The sequence below is a fragment of the Proteus columbae genome (genome assembly GCF_009914335.1).
GTDB lineage: Bacteria > Pseudomonadota > Gammaproteobacteria > Enterobacterales > Enterobacteriaceae > Proteus.
Genome location: NZ_CP043925.1, coordinates 3,160,722 through 3,184,103, shown reverse-complemented (window position 1 = coordinate 3,184,103; position 23,382 = coordinate 3,160,722). Strand labels below are relative to the sequence as shown.

The 23,382-nt window shown below is 36.8% G+C and carries 22 protein-coding genes and 3 tRNA genes; 14 read left to right on the top strand and 11 right to left on the bottom strand.

Annotation, left to right across the window (positions count from 1 at the left end; all coding sequences use genetic code 11):
* Positions 1-1,911 (top strand): exodeoxyribonuclease V subunit alpha, encoded by a 1,911-nt coding sequence (gene recD, locus F1325_RS14950; RefSeq protein ID WP_160230649.1) that lies wholly within the window; start codon positions 1-3, stop codon positions 1,909-1,911.
* A gap of 73 nt (positions 1,912-1,984) precedes the next feature.
* On the opposite strand, the gene argA is transcribed toward recD, so the two are convergent.
* Positions 1,985-3,319, bottom strand: a complete 1,335-nt coding sequence (gene argA / locus F1325_RS14945; protein WP_109373097.1) for an amino-acid N-acetyltransferase — start codon at positions 3,317-3,319, stop codon at positions 1,985-1,987.
* A gap of 240 nt (positions 3,320-3,559) precedes the next feature.
* Between argA and amiC the strand changes: the two genes are divergently transcribed.
* A complete protein-coding gene (gene amiC, locus F1325_RS14940; protein ID WP_109373098.1) occupies positions 3,560-4,822 on the top strand; it encodes an N-acetylmuramoyl-L-alanine amidase AmiC in 1,263 nt (420 codons plus the stop codon).
* 204 nt (positions 4,823-5,026) lie between these two features.
* Here the strand turns inward: amiC and F1325_RS14935 are convergent.
* From F1325_RS14935 to F1325_RS14925, 3 genes are all read right to left on the bottom strand, one after another.
* Positions 5,027-5,103: transfer RNA gene (locus F1325_RS14935), tRNA-Met, on the bottom strand.
* Between the two features lie 22 nt (positions 5,104-5,125).
* Positions 5,126-5,202: transfer RNA gene (locus tag F1325_RS14930), tRNA-Met, on the bottom strand.
* 30 nt (positions 5,203-5,232) lie between these two features.
* Positions 5,233-5,309 (bottom strand) — tRNA-Met (locus F1325_RS14925).
* A 296-nt stretch (positions 5,310-5,605) separates the two neighbouring features.
* Between F1325_RS14925 and mltA the strand changes: the two genes are divergently transcribed.
* Positions 5,606-6,700 carry a murein transglycosylase A gene (mltA, locus tag F1325_RS14920; protein WP_160230648.1) on the top strand — a complete coding sequence of 365 codons (1,095 nt, stop codon included), beginning with the start codon at positions 5,606-5,608 and terminating at the stop codon, positions 6,698-6,700.
* 110 nt (positions 6,701-6,810) lie between these two features.
* Positions 6,811-7,659: a tRNA cyclic N6-threonylcarbamoyladenosine(37) synthase TcdA gene (gene tcdA / locus F1325_RS14915; RefSeq protein WP_109373140.1), complete on the top strand. Its 849-nt coding sequence runs from the start codon at positions 6,811-6,813 to the stop codon at positions 7,657-7,659.
* A gap of 77 nt (positions 7,660-7,736) precedes the next feature.
* Here tcdA and csdE read toward each other — a convergent pair whose 3' ends face one another.
* Complete coding sequence (gene csdE, locus F1325_RS14910) at positions 7,737-8,177, bottom strand: cysteine desulfurase sulfur acceptor subunit CsdE (protein ID WP_109373100.1); 441 nt, start codon at positions 8,175-8,177, stop codon at positions 7,737-7,739.
* A gap of 5 nt (positions 8,178-8,182) precedes the next feature.
* A complete protein-coding gene (gene csdA / locus F1325_RS14905) occupies positions 8,183-9,394 on the bottom strand; it encodes a cysteine desulfurase CsdA (protein WP_160230647.1) in 1,212 nt (403 codons plus the stop codon).
* Between the two features lie 663 nt (positions 9,395-10,057).
* Here csdA and F1325_RS14900 point away from each other — a divergent pair.
* From F1325_RS14900 to rlmM, 3 genes are read left to right on the top strand one after another with little or no spacing between them, the layout of a single operon-like run.
* Entirely contained in the window at positions 10,058-10,978 is a 921-nt protein-coding gene (locus tag F1325_RS14900) for a transcriptional regulator GcvA (RefSeq protein ID WP_023582728.1), read from the top strand.
* Between the two features lie 43 nt (positions 10,979-11,021).
* The gene (locus tag F1325_RS14895) at positions 11,022-11,417 is read left to right on the top strand and encodes a DUF423 domain-containing protein (RefSeq protein ID WP_036913817.1); all 396 of its coding nucleotides are present in this window, start codon (positions 11,022-11,024) and stop codon (positions 11,415-11,417) included.
* Positions 11,410-12,507: a 23S rRNA (cytidine(2498)-2'-O)-methyltransferase RlmM gene (gene rlmM / locus F1325_RS14890; RefSeq protein WP_109373102.1), complete on the top strand. Its 1,098-nt coding sequence runs from the start codon at positions 11,410-11,412 to the stop codon at positions 12,505-12,507. Before F1325_RS14895 ends, rlmM begins: the two co-directional genes overlap by 8 nt.
* 132 nt (positions 12,508-12,639) lie before the next feature.
* On the opposite strand, the gene xni is transcribed toward rlmM, so the two are convergent.
* From xni to queF, 3 genes are all read right to left on the bottom strand, one after another.
* Positions 12,640-13,389 carry a flap endonuclease Xni gene (gene xni, locus F1325_RS14885; RefSeq protein WP_109373103.1) on the bottom strand — a complete coding sequence of 250 codons (750 nt, stop codon included), beginning with the start codon at positions 13,387-13,389 and terminating at the stop codon, positions 12,640-12,642.
* A 6-nt stretch (positions 13,390-13,395) separates the two neighbouring features.
* Positions 13,396-14,763, bottom strand: a complete 1,368-nt coding sequence (gene ppnN / locus F1325_RS14880) for a nucleotide 5'-monophosphate nucleosidase PpnN (RefSeq protein WP_109373104.1) — start codon at positions 14,761-14,763, stop codon at positions 13,396-13,398.
* Positions 14,764-14,853: 90 nt separating this feature from the next.
* Complete coding sequence (gene queF, locus F1325_RS14875; RefSeq protein WP_109373105.1) at positions 14,854-15,699, bottom strand: NADPH-dependent 7-cyano-7-deazaguanine reductase QueF; 846 nt, start codon at positions 15,697-15,699, stop codon at positions 14,854-14,856.
* Between the two features lie 156 nt (positions 15,700-15,855).
* On the opposite strand from queF, the gene syd reads away from it, so the two are divergent.
* From syd to F1325_RS14840, 7 genes are all read left to right on the top strand, one after another.
* On the top strand, positions 15,856-16,407 hold the full coding sequence (gene syd, locus F1325_RS14870) for a SecY-interacting protein (RefSeq protein ID WP_109373106.1): 552 nt from the start codon (positions 15,856-15,858) through the stop codon (positions 16,405-16,407).
* Positions 16,408-16,872: 465 nt separating this feature from the next.
* Positions 16,873-17,196 carry a YqcC family protein gene (locus tag F1325_RS14865; protein WP_109373107.1) on the top strand — a complete coding sequence of 108 codons (324 nt, stop codon included), beginning with the start codon at positions 16,873-16,875 and terminating at the stop codon, positions 17,194-17,196.
* A gap of 8 nt (positions 17,197-17,204) precedes the next feature.
* Positions 17,205-17,969 (top strand): tRNA pseudouridine(65) synthase TruC, encoded by a 765-nt coding sequence (gene truC / locus F1325_RS14860; RefSeq protein ID WP_160230646.1) that lies wholly within the window; start codon positions 17,205-17,207, stop codon positions 17,967-17,969.
* Between the two features lie 302 nt (positions 17,970-18,271).
* Positions 18,272-19,717: a PTS glucose transporter subunit IIBC gene (ptsG, locus tag F1325_RS14855; RefSeq protein ID WP_160230645.1), complete on the top strand. Its 1,446-nt coding sequence runs from the start codon at positions 18,272-18,274 to the stop codon at positions 19,715-19,717.
* 158 nt (positions 19,718-19,875) lie between these two features.
* Positions 19,876-20,880, top strand: a complete 1,005-nt coding sequence (locus tag F1325_RS14850) for a hypothetical protein (protein ID WP_160230644.1) — start codon at positions 19,876-19,878, stop codon at positions 20,878-20,880.
* Between the two features lie 41 nt (positions 20,881-20,921).
* Complete coding sequence (locus tag F1325_RS14845; RefSeq protein WP_160230643.1) at positions 20,922-21,407, top strand: hypothetical protein; 486 nt, start codon at positions 20,922-20,924, stop codon at positions 21,405-21,407.
* An 89-nt stretch (positions 21,408-21,496) separates the two neighbouring features.
* Entirely contained in the window at positions 21,497-21,940 is a 444-nt protein-coding gene (locus F1325_RS14840; RefSeq protein ID WP_109373141.1) for a flavodoxin, read from the top strand.
* A gap of 146 nt (positions 21,941-22,086) precedes the next feature.
* On the opposite strand, the gene F1325_RS14835 is transcribed toward F1325_RS14840, so the two are convergent.
* Both F1325_RS14835 and dapD read right to left on the bottom strand, forming a co-directional pair.
* On the bottom strand, positions 22,087-22,473 hold the full coding sequence (locus F1325_RS14835; protein ID WP_006535910.1) for a DUF3461 family protein: 387 nt from the start codon (positions 22,471-22,473) through the stop codon (positions 22,087-22,089).
* Between the two features lie 70 nt (positions 22,474-22,543).
* Positions 22,544-23,368 (bottom strand): 2,3,4,5-tetrahydropyridine-2,6-dicarboxylate N-succinyltransferase, encoded by an 825-nt coding sequence (gene dapD, locus F1325_RS14830; protein WP_160230642.1) that lies wholly within the window; start codon positions 23,366-23,368, stop codon positions 22,544-22,546.
* Between the last annotated feature and the right edge of the window lie 14 nt (positions 23,369-23,382).

Below are 23,382 nucleotides of genomic sequence, written 5' to 3'. Positions count from 1 at the left end.
ATGATCAAACTATTAGAACAAGCGATTACACAAAACTTATTGCGACCTTTAGATCTTCGGTTTGCACAAATGCTGGTTGAAGATGAAAACCCTATTTTACTATTTGTATTTGCTTATTTGAGTGCTCAAACTGGAGCGGGGCATGTTTGTTTACCATTGAGTATTATTCAAAAAGATCAACTGTTTGATGGTAGACAAAAAGAGTTTGCACAAGAAATTTGGCAAAAAATGGGTAAGCCTTCTGCTAAAAAAATAGTAGAAGAGTTGACTCATTGTCATTGCGTTAGTCAAAGTAACGATGATCTTTCCTCTCCCATTATTTTAGATAATGGACTTCTTTATCTACAAAGAATGTGGAGCTATGAAGAGAAAGTAGCGCAATTTTTTAGGCAAGAGCACAGCATTGTTGATATTGATGAAAATGAATTAATTAAGGTACTCAACCAGCTTTTTCCAGCAACGAAAGAAAGCCAAGAAACAAATTGGCAAAAAGTAGCTGCTAGTGTTGCTATCACAAGCCCCATTTCTATTATTTCAGGGGGGCCAGGAACGGGGAAAACCACGACAGTTGCTAAAATTTTAGCGGCTTTTGTGATGCTCACATCAAATGATAAGCCCATTATTCAATTAGCGGCACCAACTGGAAAAGCCGCTGCGAGATTAACGGAATCTTTAGGTAAGGCTTTGGCGCAACTTAATTTAAGCGAAGAAGAAAATAAGTGGATGCCAAAGCAAGCGCAAACTATTCATCGTTTATTAGGGGCTCAGCCTGAAAGTCAGCAAGTGCGTTACCATAAAGATAATCCATTACAGCTTGATATTTTAGTTGTTGATGAAGCCTCAATGGTTGATTTACCCATGATGGCACGCTTGATTGATGCACTTCCATCAAAATGTCACGTCATTTTCTTAGGTGATAAAGACCAACTTGCTTCTGTTGAGGCGGGTGCTGTATTAGGTGATATTTGCCGTTTTTCTGAAGATGGTTTTAGTCAAAAAAGATTTGATCAGATTAATCACTTAACTCAAGGTGAATTGGTTAAATCTACGGATATTATTCCTGTCTCTCAAACTCCAGTGTCTGTCGTCAGTGATTCTCTGTGTCTATTACGTAAAAGCTACCGTTTTGGTGAAGATTCAGGGATAGGACAACTTGCTTTTGCGGTTAATAAAGGACAAACCAAAATAGCTATTGCGTTGTTGAAAAAAGCAGAGGTTAGCCCACAACAGCTTGAAATAGCATTAGAGCCTCAAGATGTGAGCTTTATTGCTTTAGAGTCAAAAGAAAGTTATTTACTGATGATACAAGATACTGTTAATGCTTATCGAGAGTATCTCACTTTAGTTTCTCAAAAAGCATCACCTGATATTATTCTTAATGCATTTAACCAATACCGTTTATTGTGCGCACGAAGAGAAGGCTCTTTTGGTGTGAGTGGTTTAAATGACAGAATTGAAATGTTATTGCATCGCCAGCGATTGATCCGGCGTCCTACAAATAGTTATCAAAGTAATTATATTGGGCGTCCCATTATGATCCAACGAAATGACAGTACGTTAGGTCTGTTTAATGGTGATATTGGCATTATGCTCAATAACGATGAAGGTGAAATGAAAGCTTTTTTCCAATTACCTGATGGAAAATTGAAAGCGATCCAACCTAGCCGATTACCACAACACGAAACTGCATATGTAATGACGGTGCATAAATCACAAGGTTCGGAATTTACCCATACAGCATTAGTTCTTCCCGATAAATTTTCACCTGTTGTTAGTCGAGAATTGTTGTATACCGCATTAACACGCGCAAAACAGAAGCTTTCTCTTTATGCTTCGGAATCTATGGTGAAAATGGCAATACAAACGCGTATTCAACGTCGAAGTGGCTTAATTGATAAATTACGTTATTAGCGGTTAGTTGATAATGGAAAATAATAAAAGACAGGCATTGAGAGGGATACCTGTCTTTTTTTGTGCTTGGTAATTACTCTTTATGTAAGTCTAAAATCAAAATTTTAGAACGGCGTTGGTAATTATAGAGTGCTTGTTTTTCAATGGGTAATTTATCAATTTCAGCGGGTTCAAATCCTTTTTCTTGAAACCAGTGTATGCTACGAGTTGTTAGAACAAATAGCTTTTCTAACCCCAATTGCTTAGCATGCGCTGAAATGCGCTGTAGCAAGACCTCGCCACGACAAGAGCTACGATAATCAGGATGCACTGCAACACAGGCCATTTCACCAATTTTTTCTGATGGATAAGGGTAGAGCGCTGCGCATGCAATAGTCATATTATCGCGTTCAATAATAGTGAATTGATCAATTTCAATTTCCAATTGTTCTCTTGAACGTCTGACTAAAATACCTTGCTGTTCTAATGGGCGAATAAGTTCGAGTATGCCACCAATATCATTAATATTTGCTCTACGAACTTTCTCCGCACTCTCCATGACGATTTGAGTACCAATACCATCACGAGAGAATAATTCTTGAATAAGCGCACCATCAGATTGATAACTTAATAAGTGGCTACGCTCTACACCACGACGACAGGCTTTAACAGCTCCCCGTAAGAATCTTACTGTACCTGAGTGATAATCGCCTTCTGTTTGTAGCTCTCGAATTTTATCTTCAGCTTGATTAGGCAGCAGTTCAGAAACAATGTGACCTGCTTCATCGATAACACCTTGGAATGAGCAAAAACCAATCAGCTTTTGTGCTTTAAGTTTTATCGCAAGCTGTGTTGCCACTTCTTCTGAGGTGAGATTAAAGCTTTCACCAGTAACAGACACTGCAACAGGGCCAATTAATACAATAGCATTACTGTCTAACTGGCGATGAATAGCTTCTTCATCAATACGGCGAATTTTTCCGCTATGACAATAATCAACACCATCATCAACCCCTAATGGCTGCGCGATAACAAAGTTACCACTAACAACATTAATATGCGCACCTTGTAATGGCGTATTGCTTAAACTCATTGATAGGCGAGCTGTAATATCAAGTTGCAATGTACCCGCAGCTTGTTTAACGATTTCTAAGGTTTTGCTATCTGTGATGCGCGTATATTTATGATAAATCGGAGATACTTTTTGTATTTCAAGAGCAGTATCAATTTGTGGGCGAGCACCATAAACAACCACTAAACGAATGCCTAGGCTGTGTAACAACCCAATATCATTAATGATAGATGGGAAGTTTTCGTGAGCAATGGCTTCGCCACCTAGCATAATGACAAATGTTTTGCCTCTATGTGCATTAATATACGGAACCGAGTGGCGAAATCCATCGACCAATTCGGTGCTACGCTCTTTCATAAAACCCTCTCAAGTGAATTTTTATTCGAATTTAATGTATTTTTATTCTTTTTGGAGAGGAATGGCAAGTAAAATCCTATCTTATTGTTTTCCCTGAAGGCAGAATATTCGTGTAAAAGTGAGTAATTGTGCTGTTTTTAAGTGACAGTGAAGTGTGGATTGGGTAAAGTTTTTTGTTCTTAACTTTTTTTATCTCTTTTTAGAGTTTATTGACGTTAATCGTTTTTTTGGAATATTTTCATGAGTCATTCTGAGCACAATCAAACTCGTCGTCGTCTTGTTAAAGGAATTGGCGCGTTATTATTGTTAAGTATTAGTCCTGTTGGTCTTGCAGCCACAGCATCTATTGTTGCTGTGAGGGTTTGGCCTGCCTCGACTTATACTCGCGTGACTATAGAATCCAGTACACCACTGAAATATCGTCAGTTTGCATTGTCAAACCCTGAACGTATTGTGGTGGATTTAGAAGGTATTCAACTTAATAGCGTATTGAAAGGTGTTGCTAATCAAGTTCAGACTAGCGATCCGTATTTAAAACTTATTCGGGTTGGTCAAAATACACCTAAAACAGTGCGACTGGTATTTGAAGTAAAAACGCCTGTACAACCACAAATGTTTACGCTTAAACCTGTGGCTGAATTTAAAAACCGTTTAGTGCTAGATTTCTACCCAAGTCATGGGGCTGATACTGAAGATGATCCACTATTAGCACTATTGCGTGAATATAACGACGGTGATTTACAACAAGCTGTACCCGCACAAACAGACACACGTAAACCTGGCAGAGCGGGGCGTGATAGGCCGATTATTATAATGATCGATCCTGGTCATGGTGGAGAAGATCCGGGAGCAATCGGCAAATATAAAACTCGTGAAAAAGATGTGGTTTTACAAATTGCTCGTCGCTTAAGAACGCTTATTGATAAAGATGCCAAAATGAAGGCGTATATGACACGTAATGAAGATGTCTTTATTCCATTGACTGTACGTGTTGCTAAAGCGCGAAAAATGCAGGCAGATTTATTTGTCTCTATCCATGCTGATGCGTTTACAAACCGCTCTGCAAGAGGTTCATCTGTTTTTGCATTATCAAAAACTGGTGCAACCAGTAATACAGCGCGTTATCTTGCTCAAACACAAAATGAGTCTGACTTAATTGGTGGTGTGAGTAAAAGTGGTGACCGCTACGTTGACCATGCAATGCTTGATCTTGTGCAAACAGCCACTATCAACGACAGTCTTAAATTTGGTAGTGAAGTGCTTAAGCTGATGGGTGGAATTAATAAACTGCATAAAAATAAAGTCGATCAGGCTGGGTTTGCGGTATTAAAAGCGCCAGAAATTCCGTCAATTCTGGTTGAAACGGCCTTTATCAGTAATATCGAAGAAGAGAAAAAACTGAAAACAGCAAAATTCCAGCAACAGATTGCAGAATCTATTTTCAAAGGCATCAAAGCTTATTTTGCTAATGGCGGTGAATTAACGTTAGCTGATCGTAGTTAAATTCTTTTTATACCTTCTTTTCATATTCCAGTAGAAAGTGAATATCATCTGCTTTCTATTGGAATGTCTTATTGTTTTTCAACACAATAATCTTATTAAAATAAAAGAGAATGATCAGAATAAATGTATAAATAAGTTGGGTAATAGATTTGAATTAATAAATCAAGAGAGATGGTAAAAATGAGGAATAACATTGAAAAGAATTGGTTGCGGGAGCTGGATTTGAACCAACGACCTTCGGGTTATGAGCCCGACGAGCTACCATGCTGCTCCATCCCGCGACTGAATTGTTGTTTATAGAATTGGTTGCGGGAGCTGGATTTGAACCAACGACCTTCGGGTTATGAGCCCGACGAGCTACCATGCTGCTCCATCCCGCGACTGATACTATAACTTACTGCTTTGTGAATTGGTTGCGGGGGCCAGATTTGAACTGACGACCTTCGGGTTATGAGCCCGACGAGCTACCAAGCTGCTCCACCCCGCGTCTCCACAGAGGGGCACTATACTCAGGATCTGCTGAGTTGCAAGTTTTTTATGAAATTTTTACAGTTTTCTTTTAAAAACGGTCAGAAATAACACATCAAGATGCAAATTTAGGCAGTTATACTCGTCATACTTCAAGTTATTTAGCGAGCATATACTTGATGTTTAAAAGTCATATTGATTGGGTGATAATAGAATGCAGGTACAACATGTATATTCATTATCTTTATTGATTTGGCTTTGGTATCTTTCTCATTCAAAATCAGTACTCAAATTTAGTTATTAAGCGGGAAAAAAATGGTTACTTGGCGAAAATCGTTAATTTTAGGTATGTTAGCGCTTGCCTTGACTGGATGTCATCGTCCAACAGAGCAAGGGCAACAGTATAAAGATGGAAAGCTTAAGCAAGATCTTATTGAGGTAAGCTCGCCAAATACGCAAGGTACACCGATTAATGGTCCTGATTACTTACAACAAGTAAGCCAGATAAACCAAACATCATCCCGCTTATACAATAGCAATAAAGAAACTTATCAGGCGGTAGAAAACTGGTTACGATCTGGTGCAGATACACGACAATTACGTCAATTCAATCTTTCTGCATTTCAAATGGAAGGCGTCGATAAGTACGGTAACGTTCAGTTTACTGGATATTACACGCCTGTTCTTGAAGCCCGTTTAACACAACAAGGTGAATTCCAATACCCTCTTTATAAAATGCCAGCTAATAGCCGTTCAAAGTTGCCGTCTCGTGCTGCTATTTATAATGGTGCATTAAGCCAATCTTTAATTGCAGCTTACAGTAACTCCATTATGGATAATTTTATGATGGAAGTTCAGGGAAGTGGTTATGTTGATTTTGGTGATGGTAAACCTTTAACGTTCTTTGGTTATGCAGGGAAAAACGGACACCCTTACCGTAGTATTGGTAAAGTACTTATTGATAATGGCGAAGTAGAAAGAAAAGATATGTCTATGCTGGCTATCAGAGAGTGGGCAGATAAACATAGTGATACCGAAGTGAGAAAATTATTAGAAGAAAACCCTTCATTTGTTTTTTTCAAACCAGAGCCTTTTACACCGGTTAGAGGCGCTAGTGCTATCCCACTTGTTGCACTTGCCTCTGTGGCTTCTGACAGAAGTATTATTCCTGCCGGAACTGTGTTGCTTGCTGAAATTCCTGTACTTGATAATACCGGTAATTTTACAGGCGAATATCAAATGCGTTTAATGGTGGCATTAGATGTAGGCGGGGCAATTAAAGGGCATCATTTCGATATTTATCATGGAATTGGTAAAGATGCGGGTCATATGGCAGGTTTTTATAATCATTATGGGCGTGTTTGGGTATTAAAAAAATCACAACTTAACTTATTAAATCCTTCGTTATAAAAACGATTTGCTATTTATCTGTTCGTTATTAACGGTAAAATTATGCAAACGACATGGCTATGGATATTAAGAGCCATGATTATTTCTGTTATTTAGGTTGTTATCGCATTATGCAAAATTCATTATCAGATTCATATTTACAACGCTTTTCTGGAATAGGGCGACTCTATGGGCAAAACGCGTTGTCTTATTTTGCTCAGGCTCATATCTGTGTCGTGGGTATAGGCGGGGTCGGCAGTTGGGCTGCTGAAGCATTAGCACGTAGTGGTATTGGTGCCATCACCTTAATTGATATGGATGATGTGTGTGTGACTAACACTAATCGTCAAATACATGCGTTAAAAGAAAGCGTGGGTCAGCCTAAATGCGATGTGATGAAACAGCGTATTTTAGAAATCAATCCAGAATGCAAAGTGACTAGTATTGATGATTTTGTCACGGTTGATAATGTCGCTGAAATGATGAATAACAACTTTGATTATGTCATTGATGCAATTGATAGTGTAAGACCAAAGGCTGCATTATTAGCTTATTGTCGTCGTTATAAAATTCCGGTGATCACAACGGGTGGTGCTGGTGGACAAATTGATCCAACACAAATCCAAGTGGTTGATTTAGCAAGAACAATTCAAGATCCTTTAGCGGCTAAATTAAGAGAGCGTTTGAAATCTGATTTTAATGTCGTAAAAAATAGTAAGGGAAAATTAGGGATTGATTGTGTTTTCTCAACAGAACAACTCGTTTATCCACAAGGCGATGGTACGGTTTGTGCGGCAAAAAGTACGGCGGATGGTGTGAAACGTATGGATTGTTCAGCTGGCTTTGGTGCAGTAACGATGGTAACGGCATCGTTTGGTTTTATTGCGGTGTCTCATGCTTTGAAGAAGATGCTAGCAAAGGCGCAACGTACTCGTCATACTTCAAGTTGTAGCGTTGTTGACGGCGTTCATTCGCACTAGTCACATACTTATGTATGCTCCTAGCGACTCATTCACTTGTCGCCTAGCTACATCTTGAATTATTTAGAGTATAAAACTTAATGCTGGGATGTGAGTGATTTCAATCGTGCGATAATCGCATTCACTCCGTCAGTGCGAGATTGGCTAATTTGATTAGCCAATCCTAATTGTTCAAAAATAGCTAACATATCGATATCAGCTATTTCTTGTGCCGTTTTATTTTCAACAGCGACTAAAATAATAGTCAATAAGCCTTTTACAATACGACCATCACTATCACCATAAACATGGTATTTGCCGTCATTATTTAATTCAACGCCTAGCCACACTCTGTTCTCACATCCCTTGATTTCTTTTTCTGTTGTTTTTAATTCATCAGGTAATGCAGGTAATTTACGAGAAAGTTGAATTAATTGGCGATATTTATCTTCCCATGCTTTTGATTTTTGAAAATCATTAAGCAAGATATCTAGGGTAATTTCATTGCCAAAAGGATGCTGTGTTGTAATGTTGGTCATGATGGTTATTCGTCTTTTAAGAGTGTTAACGCAAAAATAACAGCGTCAATAAAGGCATCAATATCAGAAAGTTGATTATAAGGCATAAAAGAAATGCGTAAGCAGCCTGAAATATTTAATGAATCAATAAGAGGTTGTGCACAGTGTTGCCCTGTGCGTAATGCAATACCTTTCTCTGTGATTAATGTTGCTAAATCACTATGATGAACACCTTCGAAATTGAAAGAAACAATCGATGAGTTGCTGGCTCGGTAACTGATAAAACCATTTAGCTCACTCAGACGCCTCTCTGCTTCTTCTGCAAGCTCAAGAGCATATTGGTTAGCATGATGCATATCTTGTTTTTCTAACCAGGCTAATGTGGCTGAAAATGCAATAACACCCGCAACATTAGGCGTTCCAGCTTCAAAACGCTGAGGAATCGGAGCGGGAGTAAAACCATCAAATGTTGCGTTAGTGAGCATTTTCCCACCACCATGCCAAGGTGCCATGTCCTCTAAATGTTTTCGTTTACCATAACAAATACCTAACCCATTAGGGCCATAAAGTTTATGAGCAGAAAAAACATAGAAATCGATATCAAATGCTGTGACATCTGTTGGGTGATGCGCAATACCTTGCGCTCCATCGACAACCAGTAAGCAATTATCATATTGATGAACGCATTGAGACACTTTATCTAATGCGATTTGAGCACCTGTCACATTCGACATTTGGCTAACAGCAACAATTCGTGTCCGCTTATTGATTAAAGCATTTAAGCTATTAATTGAAGGTAAAAAATGATCCTCAATAGCCCAACGGATCACTCTAGCGCCTGTTTGTTCCGCTAGTATCAACCAAGGAATAAGGTTTGCATGGTGTTCTTGCTCACTAACAATTATTTCATCACCTGCTTGTAAGCGTGGACGAAAATAACCTTGAGCAATAAAGTTGAGTGATTCTGTGGTGCCTTTTGTCCAAATAATCGTATCACTATCAGCACTATTGATTAATTCGGCAACTTGTTGACGTGTCGCCTCATATTGTTGCGTTGTCTCTTTAGCATGCTGATATTGGCTACGGTGAACCGTCGCAAAATTATGGCGATAAAACGCATCTGAGGCTTCTATCATGGCGAGAGGCTTTAATGCTGTTGCTGCACTATCGAGATAAATAGTTTTTTCTTTAAGAGCTGGAAATTGTTGTCGAAATAAATCAGGTGAAAATATGTTCATAGTTAGGCTGTATTGGTAGACGAATAAATTTTCGTGATTTGTCGTTAAAAATAGGGCGTATAGATTATACAGTTAATTATATTTATTTATAACGGAAACCTAAAGGCATCCGTTTGTTATAAGTCATTGTGCTCATAATAACACGATTAAGATGATGAAAGTTCACTCAATAACAAATCACTGAGATCAGATTAATATCCTATTTTTTCTTGTTTTAATTTATTGGGGATAATTTGTGGTGAGTTTTTTTAGAATAAAGATGATAACTTCATTATAAAAAATGGATGAAAACATCAAAACGGTATGTGTGAGTCATTCAAAAGTAGAGAAAAATAAGGAATAAAAAAAGCACCGCCTTGGCGGTGCACTATAAAATCACTATGGACAGACAGGGTAAATGTACAGGAAGTGAAAAAAAACAGTAGCATCAGCTACTAAGTCTGGAATTTCCAGACAACTTGCAAACACAACATCACAACCACAAAGCCAAAAGTTTTGCAGTATTACTACTACACAACTTTTCGTTCCGGCTTAGGAAGTGCGCTTACTATAGGTATTTACTGGCTAATCATCAAGGGACAATTTATAATGCTTCGCATAAAAAAAACTAATGATGAAAGTTAGGATCTACTAATAGCCAAAATAGGGGTTTAAGAACCGAATATGTCTAAACGTTTACCGCCATTAAATGCGCTTAGGGTTTTTGATTCAGCGGCACGTCATTTAAGTTTTACTAAAGCCGCTGAAGAATTATTTGTGACACAAGCAGCAGTGAGCCACCAAATTAAAACATTAGAAGAATTCCTTGGGCTAAAATTATTTAGAAGACGCAACCGCTCTCTTTTATTAACCGAAGAAGGGCAGAGTTATTACCTCGATATTAAGGAAATCTTTTCATCAATTAACGAGGCAACTCGCAAATTATTAGCTCGAAGCGCGAAAGGCGCACTTACTGTTAGCCTTTCTCCAAGTTTTGCTATTCAATGGTTAGTACCACGGCTATCTGGATTTAATCAAGCTTATCCGGGAATTGATGTGCGAATTCAGGCTGTTGATAGAGAAGAAGATAAGCTGGCTGATGATGTTGATGTAGCTATTTTTTATGGTCGAGGAAATTGGACTGGTTTACGTACAGACCGCCTTTATGCGGAATATTTGATCCCTGTTTGTGCACCATCTTTACTTACAGGTGAAAAACCACTAAAAACCCCATCCGATCTGATTTATCATACATTGCTACATGATACATCTCGTCGAGATTGGCAAGCTTATGTACGTCAATTAGAGATACAAAATCAGATAAATGTGCAACAAGGGCCTATTTTTAGCCATAGTTCAATGGTGATACAGGCCGCTGTACATGGACAAGGCGTTGCATTAGTTAATAATGTAATGGCACGTAGTGAAATAGAATCAGGTCGATTAGTAAGACCTTTTCCAGATGTCCTTGTTAGTAAAAATGCATTTTATTTAGTTTGCCAAGATAGCCAGGCTGAATTAGGTAAAATTGCGGCTTTTCGCCAATGGATTTTATCTCAAGCAGCGAATGAGCAAGAAAAGCTGGGTTTACTGACATCATCTTAATATTGCGATTGGCAAATATCTTCTAGATAGGAAGGAATAAACAGTGAATAGTCGTACATTGCTTATGTTTTCCGCGATTAGTGGCTTCTTTTATGTTGCTTTTGGTGCATTTGCAACTCATAAACTTGCACCGCATTTATCGCCACAACATTGGGAATACATTCAGTTAGCGATGCGCTACCAAATCGTCCATACCTTATTACTTGTCGGGATCGCGGCAATGTTAATGCGTAAAACCATTTTATGGTTTTATTGGGCAGGTATTTTCTTTGGTGTTGGTATTCTACTTTTCAGTGGTAGCCTTTATTGTATGGCGCTAACACAAGTTAGGTTGTTATCTTATTTTACGCCAATTGGTGGATTTAGTTTTCTTATTGGTTGGGCTTTAATTTTTATTGGCGCTTTGCGTCTAAGGGCACCGGCGTCTCGCCATGAATAAAGTTGCATTATATTGTCGCCAAGGTTTTGAAAAAGAGTGCGCGGCTGAGATTACGGATAAAGCAGGTCAAATCGGCGTTTATGGCTTTCCTCGTGTTAAAGAGGGAAGCGGTTATGTGATCTTTGAATGCTACCAAGAAGGTGAAGCAGACAAGATCGCGCGTGAAGTGAGTTTCCGTGAATTAATTTTTGCTCGTCAGATGTTTGTAACAGGTGAATTACTTAAAGATTTACCGCCAGAAGATAGAATTACACCGATTGTTGGAATGTTAAAAGGTGCTGTCGAAAAAGCGGGTGAACTTCGAGTTGAAGTTGCAGATACTAACGAAAGCAAAGAATTATTAAAATTCTGCCGTAAATTTACGGTGCCATTACGTAATCATTTACGTAATGAGAAAATTTTGCTGAAAGTAGAGAATTTTAGCCGCCCTATTATCCATGTGTTTTTTATTGCACCGGGATGTTGTTATGTTGGCTACTCTTATAGTTTTAATAATTCCGCATTTTATATGGGTATTCCTCGATTAAAATTCCCATCAGATGCACCAAGTCGTTCGACATTAAAACTTGAAGAAGCATTTCATATTTTCATTCCTTATGAGGAGTGGGAAGAGCGTTTAGCAAGTGGAATGAAAGCGGTTGATTTAGGAGCATGCCCCGGCGGTTGGACATATCAATTAGTGAAACGCAGTATGATGGTACATGCTGTTGATAATGGCCCAATGGCACAATCTTTGATGGATACAGGACAAGTTCGTCATCACCAAGTTGATGGTTTTAAATTTGAGCCTACAACTAAAAATATCACATGGCTTGTTTGTGATATGGTTGAAAAGCCAGCTAAAGTTGCTGCATTAATGACAACTTGGATTGCTAATGAATGGTGTCGCGAAGCTATCTTTAATCTAAAACTGCCAATGAAAAAGCGCTATGAGGAAGTCTCTCATATCCTTGAAAAAATAAAGTCAGAGTTAGCGGAAAAAGGGATCAACGTTAAGATCCAAGCTAAGCACCTTTATCATGATAGAGAAGAGATAACGGTTCATATTCAAAATATTTGGGCTGCTTATCGACCAGATCGTGAGTTCTAAAACTGTTCAAAGTACATCGATTTGTTGATGGCAATAAAAGGCTAAGTTTATAAATAGAAACTTAGCCTTTTTTAATGGAAGCGAGTTATTCAAAGATATTCGCTCGTTAAGTTTTAACGTGTGGGAACTTGGCTATTTTAAACGTAACTGTTGTAGATTACCGTTTAATTGAATATCAGTACGTAATGTCGTGATTTTCCGACTGATAAATGCAGACTCTTTATGGGTAATAAGTTTGTTTTTCCATTTAGTCGGAACATCATCAATATGCAGATAGAGTGATTCTAGATCTGGGTGAATGTGTAAAAGCTCGGTAGCACTTTTAGGCCCAATACCAGGAACGCCTGCAACCTTACTGCTACTTACGCCTGTTAATCCCCAATAGTCGGTAAGTTGAGATGGCTCAACACCAAACTCAGCTCTAATAAATTCTAAATCTAACCAGCGTCGTTGAAAATAATCGCGTATACGAATAGAGGGCGAAAGCAACTGGCAATAGCCTTTATCCGTTGAAATAATCGTGACTCGAAAACCTGCATTTGCCACTTTAGTTGCCAATGTTGCTGCAACGTCATCAGCTTCATCACCACCTGAGTGCCAGCTCTGTATTCCTAAATTAAGTAACATTGCTTTAATTTCAGGTAATTGTTGTCGCAAGTCATCAGGCATTGGTGTGCGACCCGCTTTATAATCGGGTAACAGTTTATGTCGCCAGCTACCGTCTCTGTCTTCTTCGTCAAAAACTGCTACGGCATGAGTAGGTTGTGTGTGGCCAAGTAGTTGATTGACACTTTGTTCGCACACTGTAAGGCAGGAAGAACCTGATGCCGCATGAATGCGGCGGATCAGGTTTAAAGCATCAATAATCAGCAAATGTATCATAATAAATTAGCTGATAATCTCGTAACACGGTTGGTAAGCTGTACCACCGGGAAGTTTCATACGGTGTTGCTCAACAAAGCCTGCTAATAAAATATCCATGCGACGCATGATTTCACTATCACCATGAATTTTATAAGGACCATGAGCTTCAATCGCTTTCATACCCACTTCTTTTACGTTACCCGCGACAATACCCGAGAAAGCACGACGCAAGTCAGCGGCTAATTTTTCTGGTGATTGATTTGTGCTTAGGTTAAGTGATGCCATGTTTTCATGGGTTGGTTCAAAAGGATGTTGTAAATCAGCATTGATCTTCATTGACCAGTTAAAGCTATAAGCATCACCTGTGCTACGACGATTATCTTTTACCAATGGCATATATTTTTTCATGATACGAGCTACTTCAGGTGCATCATCAATAATGATTTGGTAATGACGACGAGCTTCATCGCCTAATGTATTGGCGATAAAGTCATCTAATACATTAAAGTAGTCTGCACTTTCTTTAGGACCAGTTAAAATTAGTGGTAATACTTGGTCTTGGTTTTCTGGAGACATAAGAATACCAAGCAGATACAGCAATTCTTCTGCTGTTCCTACACCGCCTGGGAAAATAATAATACCATGTCCAATTCGTACGAAAGATTCCAGACGTTTTTCAATATCTGGCATAATAATCAGTTCGTTAACTAATGGATTTGGTGGCTCTGCCGCAATGATTGACGGTTCTGTCATACCAATAAAACGGCTATTTCTATAACGTTGTTGAGCATGACCCACAGCAGCACCTTTCATTGGTGCTTCCATTGCTCCGGGACCACAACCCGTACAGATATTAAGCTCACGTAGCCCTAATTCGTTACCTACTTTTCTGCCGTAAAGGTATTCAGTTTCATTGATTGAGTGACCACCCCAGCAAACGATCATATTAGGATCTTCATCAATATGAAGAGCTCGTGCATTACGCAAAATCGAGAAAATGGTATTAGTGATGTGAGTACTATTTTCTAAGTTCAGGTGAAGATCACGTTTTGCTGTTGTGATTTGCCCGTGAACAAACAATATGTCACGAAGCACTGCAAATAAGTTAGCTTGTAATGAGCGAATAATTTTTCCGTCAACAAAAGCGTCTTCAGGAGGATTGACTAACTCTAGTTTTACGCCACGTTCACGGCGCAGTACGTTAATATCAAAATCTTGGTATTTAGATAACAGTTCTTTACTACTATCAGTAAGGCTACCAGAGTTGAGAACAGCGAGAGAACAATTGCGAAACAGCTGATAAAGATCACTGCTTGCGGTTCTCTTTAGCATATCAACTTCTAGCTGTGAAAGCAGATCCATGGAACCTAATGGGCTGACATGAGTTATCACGTAGGACTCCTTTTTCTCCTGAAATAACAAACTGAAGTGCAACTGATCTTGGTATAACACAGATCATATTAACATACAGGCATTATTCCGTTATTGTCTGGCTAATCGACTAATTTCTGGAACAAACTCACAATTACTACGCCAAGGATTGATGTCTAATCCACCGCGTCGTGTATATCTTGCATAAACAGTTAATGTTTCTGGCGCACATAATTGCATGATATCGTGGAAAATTCGCTCAACACACTGTTCATGAAATTCATTGTGTTGTCTAAATGAAACTAAATAGCGTAGTAGTTTTTCACGATCAATCTTTTTACCCTTATATTGAATAGCAACTGAGCCCCAATCTGGTTGATTAGTAATGAGGCAGTTTGATTTTAACAGATGGCTGACAAGGGTTTCTTCAACTAGTGTATCGGTTGTCGATTCGTTTAACCATTGCATATCAAACTGATAATTATCAATTTCAATATCTTGTTCATCAATACACTCTCCAGCAAAATCAACAATAGGTTGTGATGTAAAATGCGAAAGTGGATAAATGATTAGATTAACTTTGCCTTTAGCACAAGTCGTTAGATCTTTAAGTAAGGTTTTTTCGACGATATCCCAACTTTCAAAACGAGTTTGATTAAAACTATTGAGATATAATTTAAAACTTTTAGATTCAATAAGATTTTCAGTGGTTGCATCTAATTCAACATGACCAATAGCAACTTGTGGTAAGCCTTTGCTATTAAGCCATGAGAGCTCATACATGGTCCAAATATCACCACCATGAAAAGGTAAATTTTCAGCAGTTAAAGAGAGTGAATCTCGATTTAGGCTACGTGGTACACCTTGCAATAATCCGGCATCATATTGATCATGATATTGAGTCTCTTTGCCCAGAGATAATGCTTCAAGAGATTTATCACCTTGATATAAAGACATAATTTACATCCTAACTTTAGCTGAAAATAAAAGAAGGTTAATTATACTATTGAAACATCAATAGTATATGAATGCTTTATTTTTGATGCTCTGAATTAGTGACATAATCAGGTAACATAAAGGAAATTCTTATTTAAATAGATAAAACAGATAATCATGACTGAAAACATCTCCTCTGAATTAAAAGCCTTTACGCAAAAGTATGTTGATTTATGGCAAGAAAAATCAGGCTTACCTCCTGCAAGTGAAGATCTTTATGGTGTTCCTTCTATTTGTATATCAAGAACAGGCGATGAAGTTGTTTACTGGTTACCGCAACCTTTTGTAGGAACAGATAAACTAGAAAAAGTTGAAAAAGCAATGGGGATTATTATTCGTCCTGAATTGCACAATTACTTTACCACTCAGTATGCTGGAGATATGCAGGTTCGCTTTAGAGAGGTAGATTTCAGCCTGATCCAAGTGTGGAGTGAAGAGGATTTTATTCGCTTACAAGAAAATATTATTGGTCATTTGGTGACTCAAAAGCGTTTAAAACTTACACCAACATTGTTTATCGGCACCACAGATTCAGAAAATGAAATAATTTCTGTATGTAATGTTTCGGGGGAAGTTATTCTTGAAACTTTCGGCAAACAGAAAAGAGAAGTTTTAGCTGAAAATTTATCTCTCTTTCTATCAGAATTAGTCGCTGTATATAATGAGTGACGTAGTCTATAAACCTTTTTTCTTGTGAGATATGTCTTACAAAAAAGCGTGTATTTTTTTATCAAAAAACGTCACTGATAAAAATAAAATCGGTTTATTTAAGTAGAACAATAAGTTATTAACTCATTGTTTTTATTTATGGTTATGGCTATTTAATTGCTTTTGTTTTGTGGGTTGTTTAACTAATCAATTATTGGCATTCTACGTTCACCAAATAAGGGACTGTTTGGTGACCGATAAAATGTAGAGTAATCAAGGACACAGGAAATAGGATATTTCCATTAATGTGGATACGGACTTAATCACAGGGATAGATAAAAACGGTCTTGCTTGGATGCATGTGTTGTACAGACAACTATTTTTCTTGTCTAAAAGGAGTTTCGGCTCCTTTTATTTTTTTATTTGTTTTCTGCTATTCCATCCCAATGTTATCCTTATTCGTAAGTTTTATATAAGGGATAAATGATGACACCAGAACAACGCATTTTAGCAAAATTGCTCTTGATTGAAGAAGAGATGAAGAACATTGAGCTATGGCAATTAGAATCTCCTACTGAACAAGCATTTGAAAGTGTTGAGCCTTTCTGTATTGATACAATGAGTGCTCATGAATGGTTGCAGTGGGTATTAATTCCGCGATTGTCATCGATGATTGAAAACGAGATGCCATTACCTAATAAATTCGCAATCGCACCTTATTACGAAGAAGCATTTAAAGAAGATAAGAGTCGAGATGTTACTGATTTACTCAATCATTTGCGTGAACTTGACGCAATGTTTAAATCATAAGGTCGATAATGCTAGATATTATTTATCAAGATGAACATCTTGTTGCGGTGAATAAACCTGCGGGTTGGCTTGTTCACCGCAGTTGGTTAGATAGACATGAAACAGTGTTTGTGATGCAGACCCTAAGAGATCAAATAGGGCAACATGTTTTCCCTGTTCATCGTTTAGATAGGCCTACATCAGGTGTTCTATTAATGGCACTTTCTTCTGATGTTGCTAGGGCGCTATCTCAATCTTTTGAACAACATAAAACAGAAAAAATTTATCACGCTGTTGTTCGAGGATACGTTGAAGAGGCGTCTGTTATTGATAGCCCTTTAGTTGAGGAGCTCGACAAAATTGCAGACAAATTTGCAACTCAACCTCCACAAATTCAAGATTGCGTGACGCACTGTCAGCCATTAGGTATTGTTGAAAAAGAGGTTGCGATCGGGCGTTATCCTACATCTCGATTTAGTTTATTAGAGTTATGTCCTGAAACGGGGCGCAAGCACCAATTACGTCGCCATATGTCTCATATTCGACACCCGATTATTGGTGATACTGCTCATGGTGATTTACGTCAAAACCGTGGTGTTGTAAATCATTTTCAATCTCATCGCTTGATGTTACATGCAAGCCATCTAAACTTAATTCATCCAATCACATTGCAACCACTTAACTTAACAGCTAAATGGGATCTGCCTTGGCAACACCTTATTAATCAATTTGGTTGGCGTGGATTAAGACCTGAATTAGAGCAGTATGGTGAAGATTTAGCTCATCATTTTTAATTCCTTTCTTAATTTCAAATATTACTTTCTTTGCGTGACTATTAAGGCTTTTTTACTTAAGTCTTAATGGTTTGCGCAAATTTATAATCTATTTTAACTATTTGTAAAATATATAATTCTATTAATTGATCTGACCACATGTTTGAAACGTGACAGCTATCATGTATTCATTAAGCGATTTATTTTATGATGTAAAATAAATAAGGCTTATCATTAGATAAGTTTATGAAATAAAACCCACACTACTTTAAACAAATAAAAACTTACAACATATAAAAACCCACATTCCGGGAGTCTGCTTGATGTTTAAAAACCTATTTGTTGTTTTACAAAAAATCGGAAAGTCCTTGATGTTACCGGTATCTGTACTACCTATTGCCGGTATTTTATTAGGGGTTGGTTCCGCTGATCTTTCATGGATCCCTTCTTCTGTTTCTCAAGTTATGGCAGAGGCTGGTGGTTCGGTTTTCTCTAATATGCCACTTATTTTTGCCATTGGTGTTGCGTTAGGTTTTACCAATAATGATGGGGTATCAGCACTGGCCTCTGTTGTAGCTTATGGCATTATGTCTAAAACTATGATTGTGGTTGCTCCTTGGGTTTTAGGTTTAACACCAGCAGAAATTGAGGCTCAGCACCTTACTGATACAGGAGTATTAGGGGGGATCATCGCTGGTATTATTGCCGCCTCTATGTTCAATCGTTTTTATCGCATCAAATTACCTGAGTATTTAGGCTTCTTTGCTGGTAAGCGTTTTGTTCCTATTATTTCAGGTTTAATCGCTATTTTTGTTGGGATTATCTTAGCCTTTATTTGGCCCCCTATTGGTACAGCAATTCAACGTTTTTCTGAATGGGCTGCGTATCAAAACCCTGCTGTTGCTTTTGGTATTTATGGTGTTGTAGAGCGTGCATTAGTACCATTTGGTTTACACCATATCTGGAACGTGCCGTTCCAAATGCAAGTGGGTGAATACGTAAATAGTGCAGGGCAAGTATTCCACGGTGATATTCCTCGCTATATGGCAGGTGATCCAACTGCGGGTATGTTGTCAGGTGGTTTTTTATTTAAGATGTTTGGTTTACCTGCTGCCGCGATTGCGATATGGCATTCAGCACGTCCAGAGAACCGTGTAAAAGTCGGTGGTATCATGATTTCTGCGGCATTAACTGCCTTCTTAACAGGGATCACAGAACCTATCGAATTCTCATTTATGTTTGTCGCACCTATTCTTTATGTTATTCACGCTATTTTAGCGGGCTTAGCATTTGTTATTTGTATCTTGTTAGGTATGCGTGATGGAACAAGTTTCTCTCATGGTTTAATCGATTTTATCGTATTAAGTGGTAATAGCAGTAAACTGTATTTATTCCCAATTATTGGCATACTTTATGCGATAACTTATTACTCTATTTTCCGTTTCTTAATCGTGAAACTAAACCTGAAAACCCCAGGTCGAGAAGTAGAAGATAAAAATGCAAAACAAGCGGATAAAAGTGCTATGGGACAATCTTTAGTCGCTGCGTTTGGTGGCAAAGACAATATCAGTAGTTTAGATGCTTGTATTACTCGTTTACGTATTGGCGTTAAAGAGATTGAAAAAGTCGATCGTGATGAGTTGAAAAGACTAGGTGCTGCAGGTGTTGTGGTTGTTGGCTCGGGTATTCAAGCGATTTTTGGTCCTAAGTCAGATAATCTAAAAACTGAAATGGATGAATATATTCGGTCTTTGGATTCTGGTGAGTGATAAATAATAGCCTTTAATTAAAATAACACGCTTAAATTTATTATTGAGCGTGTTTTTTTATATCATAGCGCATATGAATTAAACTCTTTTTTGAAATTATTATCTGCTATTCAATAGTATTATGATTGTAATATTATAATTGAATGTGAGTAATAATAATGGAATTATATTTCAATAAATTAGCAAATGTTTTACCTGTAAATGATAAAAGAGAAAATGTAGTATTTTTACTATCTGAAAAAATAGCTAATTGTTCAAACTCATTACCTAATGATAGTTTTTTTGTTTTAAAACATAAAAGTAATAACATTTATATTGATAAGAATTTTTTCACTGAAATAAAAAGTGAATTAACTAATTTAATTAATCAGTATATAAAAGATGCTCCTCATCATTTAGATAAAATTAATAAAGCTAATAATAAATGCGGTGGTGTTTTTTTAGATAGAGAAAATATTAATTGTCTTAAAGTTATAAACCTTAACTCATTAGATACTGTACAAAAATTTATTGATACTATAATTAGTGAAACAGGCTTCTCTTCTCTGAAAGATAAAATTCTTAATAAAGATAATAATCCAGCTATTAATTTATTTTTTGAGAAGGTTTTTTTGTGTGGATTTAAGAGAAAATCTATTAGTAAGTTAATTAAAGAGATAGAGAATAAAACAATAGAATTAAATCCTGGATGTAACCTACCTTTTATAGTAGATAAGAAAAAATATATATTTGTTAAGTTAGGTAATGTAGAAGCTGCTAATAATCAAGTTAAATTAGAAAATGAAGTTAAAATAAAAAATGAAGATGACAATAATATTGAAACTCATCTTAATAAAGTTAATAATCCATTGAATGAAGAAAATATTAAATCTGAGCTTACTAAATTTGAAATATCATTTAATTTTCTTAATAAAAATATTAATGAATTATATAATGTACTCAATAAATATCATAAATGTGTAAGTCTTAATAATGCTAATAATACCTTTAATTTTATTAAGAATGATGGTTTATTTGATAATTTTTATAAAAATTTCAATGAAAAAGATGATGGGGAATATATAGTAAAATGCTTGGGTACTTATAGGGAATTTAATGAAACACATAGATTGCTTGATGTTTTTTATCAAGATTATATTAATTTCTTTAGAGAAAAAAATTAGAAAAAATCGAGATTAATAAGTTATTAGAAATGACGAGAAAGGTGGAATCTAATACAGATTCCTTAGCGATTGAATTAAAGTCGCTGGAGTCTTTCTCCAATGCTTATAATGATTATGAAAAGAAAATAAAAAATAAAGTTTCCAATATAGCAATTAAAAATAGTTCTTGCAGTTCGATTAATGAAATTACAACAAAAACAAATGAGTGCTTATCATTATTAGATGAGTGTATAAAAAGAAAGGAAACAGGTTTTTTTTCTAAAGTATATAAATTCTTTTTTCCTAAAAGACATAATGAATCTGTGAGTTTATTAATTGATTATAAGAGTGAGGTTAATAAAATATCATCTTATCTTGAACTTTATAAAGAAGAAGTAAATAAATATTTTTCTATTAATGATATTATCTTAATAATTACATCAAAGTTATCTAAAATAACGTACCCTGAAAGTTTATTAGGCTATTTATATGGAGAAAAGAATAAGTGGAATAATTTTAAGCAGTCCCTTTTTAAAAAGGATGGCTGAATTTATTCTCATTGAGAATGAATTGACAATATTATATGTTTGATGCTTAGTTTATTAGTTATCAAACAGCATTAAGTGGGCTAAATATTATGGCTAAAATCGGCATTTTTGTGGGTACAGTTTATGGTAATGCATTAGCAGTTGCTGAAGAGGCGCAGCGTATTTTACTTGAGCATAATCATCAAGCTAATGTTTATGAAGAAGGTACACTTGCAGATTGGGAAAAATATTCAACAGTACTTGTGATAACGTCAAGTACAGGGCAAGGTGATTTACCTGATACCATCGCACCTCTATTTCATGAACTACGTGATAATGTAGGATATCAGCCAAACCTAAGTTATGGCTTGATTGCCTTAGGTGATAGTAGCTATGACTATTTTTGTGGTGCCGGGATGCAATTTGATGAGTTGCTACAAGAGCACCAAGCAAAGCGTATTGGTGAAATATTAAAAATAGACGGTATGGATGTCGCAGAGCCAGAAGTATTTGCAATCGAGTGGCTTGAAAACTGGGTTAGCCTATTAAATTAAGTAGAAAATAATCTGATATTTAATTGGTTAATAAAATAATGAGCCATATTCTGTATTTTAAAACACCGCTTGTTTCTATTTTATACAGTAACTAAGCGGTGTTTTTCTATAAAACTGACATACATAACAACTAAAATGCCTTGTTATTAACGACGAGTCAGTTTTTCTAAATCAGCTTCGATTTCAGCAATTTTATTTGCTACAACGTGCTCAAGATGGCGCAAGTCGTCCAGAATTTTATGTTTTAAATCGACTTCTACTTGGTCTTGTTGGCAAATTTGATCTAATTCTTCAATAACATAACGTAAATTAGTATTGATTTCATTTACTTCTTTAAAACCTTGTCCTGATTGACCATCAGAAATTGTTTTACGTTGGCGTGGATATTTAAATTTTACGCTTTTTGCAAAGAATTCACCTTTATCTTTGCGAAAATAGATTTTTAAAATATCGTTGTTAGCTTCTTGGCGTAGAGTATAGCGGTCAATATCTTCAGGATGCGGGATCCCTAAATTTTTTAAATTATCGTACATATATTGGCACCTGATAGAAAGATGAGTGAAAGAATAGCGAACAGAATTAATTCTATCCGCTGTTCTTATATTAGTCGATAGTTCTTAACAATTCATTAATGCCTACTTTTCCACGCGTTTTAGCGTCAACTTTTTTCACAATTACGGCGCAGTAAAGGCTGTAACTTCCATCTTTAGACGGTAAATTACCAGAGACAACAACAGAGCCAGCAGGGACTCGACCGTAATGAACTTCACCCGTTTCTCTGTCATAAATTTTGGTACTTTGACCAATATAAACGCCCATTGAAATAACTGCGCCTTCTTCGACAATAACGCCTTCAACAATTTCAGAACGCGCGCCAATAAAGCAGTTATCTTCAATAATGGTTGGGTTTGCTTGTAGTGGCTCTAAAACACCACCAATACCAACACCACCAGAGAGATGAACATTTTTCCCGATTTGAGCACATGAACCTACTGTTGCCCATGTATCAACCATGCTACCTTCATCAACGTAAGCACCAATGTTGACATAAGATGGCATTAGAACAGTGTTGCGAGCGATGTAAGCCCCTTGTCTAACTGCTGCGGGAGGAACAACACGAAAACCTTCTTTTTCAAAACGTGCTTGATCATAATCAGCAAATTTCATAGGTACTTTGTCAAAATAGCGACTTTCATTGCCATCTATCACTTGATTGTGATTAATACGAAAAGAGAGCAGAACCGCTTTTTTCAACCATTGATGAGTCACCCACTGACCGTCAATTTTTTCCGCGACACGCAGTTTCCCGCTGTCTAGCAGTGCAATAACGCTATTAATGGCATCACGAATATGAGGCTCAACGTTGTTTGGAGTGATATCAGCACGATGTTCGAAGGCGTTATCAATAATAGATTGTAATGCTTGCATTAATAGTATTTCCT

Excerpts from the sequence above, each read along its gene's own strand:
- recD (WP_160230649.1), top strand. The coding sequence starts at position 1 with ATGATCAAACTATTAGAACAAGCGATTACACAAAACTTATTGCGACCT.
- argA (WP_109373097.1), bottom strand. The coding sequence starts at position 3,319 with ATGAAAGAGCGTAGCACCGAATTGGTCGATGGATTTCGCCACTCGGTT.
- amiC (WP_109373098.1), top strand. The coding sequence starts at position 3,560 with ATGAGTCATTCTGAGCACAATCAAACTCGTCGTCGTCTTGTTAAAGGA.
- mltA (WP_160230648.1), top strand. The coding sequence starts at position 5,606 with ATGGTTACTTGGCGAAAATCGTTAATTTTAGGTATGTTAGCGCTTGCC.
- tcdA (WP_109373140.1), top strand. The coding sequence starts at position 6,811 with ATGCAAAATTCATTATCAGATTCATATTTACAACGCTTTTCTGGAATA.
- csdE (WP_109373100.1), bottom strand. The coding sequence starts at position 8,177 with ATGACCAACATTACAACACAGCATCCTTTTGGCAATGAAATTACCCTA.
- csdA (WP_160230647.1), bottom strand. The coding sequence starts at position 9,394 with ATGAACATATTTTCACCTGATTTATTTCGACAACAATTTCCAGCTCTT.
- F1325_RS14900 (WP_023582728.1), top strand. The coding sequence starts at position 10,058 with ATGTCTAAACGTTTACCGCCATTAAATGCGCTTAGGGTTTTTGATTCA.
- rlmM (WP_109373102.1), top strand. The coding sequence starts at position 11,410 with ATGAATAAAGTTGCATTATATTGTCGCCAAGGTTTTGAAAAAGAGTGC.
- xni (WP_109373103.1), bottom strand. The coding sequence starts at position 13,389 with ATGATACATTTGCTGATTATTGATGCTTTAAACCTGATCCGCCGCATT.
- queF (WP_109373105.1), bottom strand. The coding sequence starts at position 15,699 with ATGTCTTTATATCAAGGTGATAAATCTCTTGAAGCATTATCTCTGGGC.
- syd (WP_109373106.1), top strand. The coding sequence starts at position 15,856 with ATGACTGAAAACATCTCCTCTGAATTAAAAGCCTTTACGCAAAAGTAT.
- F1325_RS14865 (WP_109373107.1), top strand. The coding sequence starts at position 16,873 with ATGACACCAGAACAACGCATTTTAGCAAAATTGCTCTTGATTGAAGAA.
- truC (WP_160230646.1), top strand. The coding sequence starts at position 17,205 with ATGCTAGATATTATTTATCAAGATGAACATCTTGTTGCGGTGAATAAA.
- ptsG (WP_160230645.1), top strand. The coding sequence starts at position 18,272 with ATGTTTAAAAACCTATTTGTTGTTTTACAAAAAATCGGAAAGTCCTTG.
- F1325_RS14850 (WP_160230644.1), top strand. The coding sequence starts at position 19,876 with ATGGAATTATATTTCAATAAATTAGCAAATGTTTTACCTGTAAATGAT.
- F1325_RS14840 (WP_109373141.1), top strand. The coding sequence starts at position 21,497 with ATGGCTAAAATCGGCATTTTTGTGGGTACAGTTTATGGTAATGCATTA.
- F1325_RS14835 (WP_006535910.1), bottom strand. The coding sequence starts at position 22,473 with ATGTACGATAATTTAAAAAATTTAGGGATCCCGCATCCTGAAGATATT.
- dapD (WP_160230642.1), bottom strand. The coding sequence starts at position 23,368 with ATGCAAGCATTACAATCTATTATTGATAACGCCTTCGAACATCGTGCT.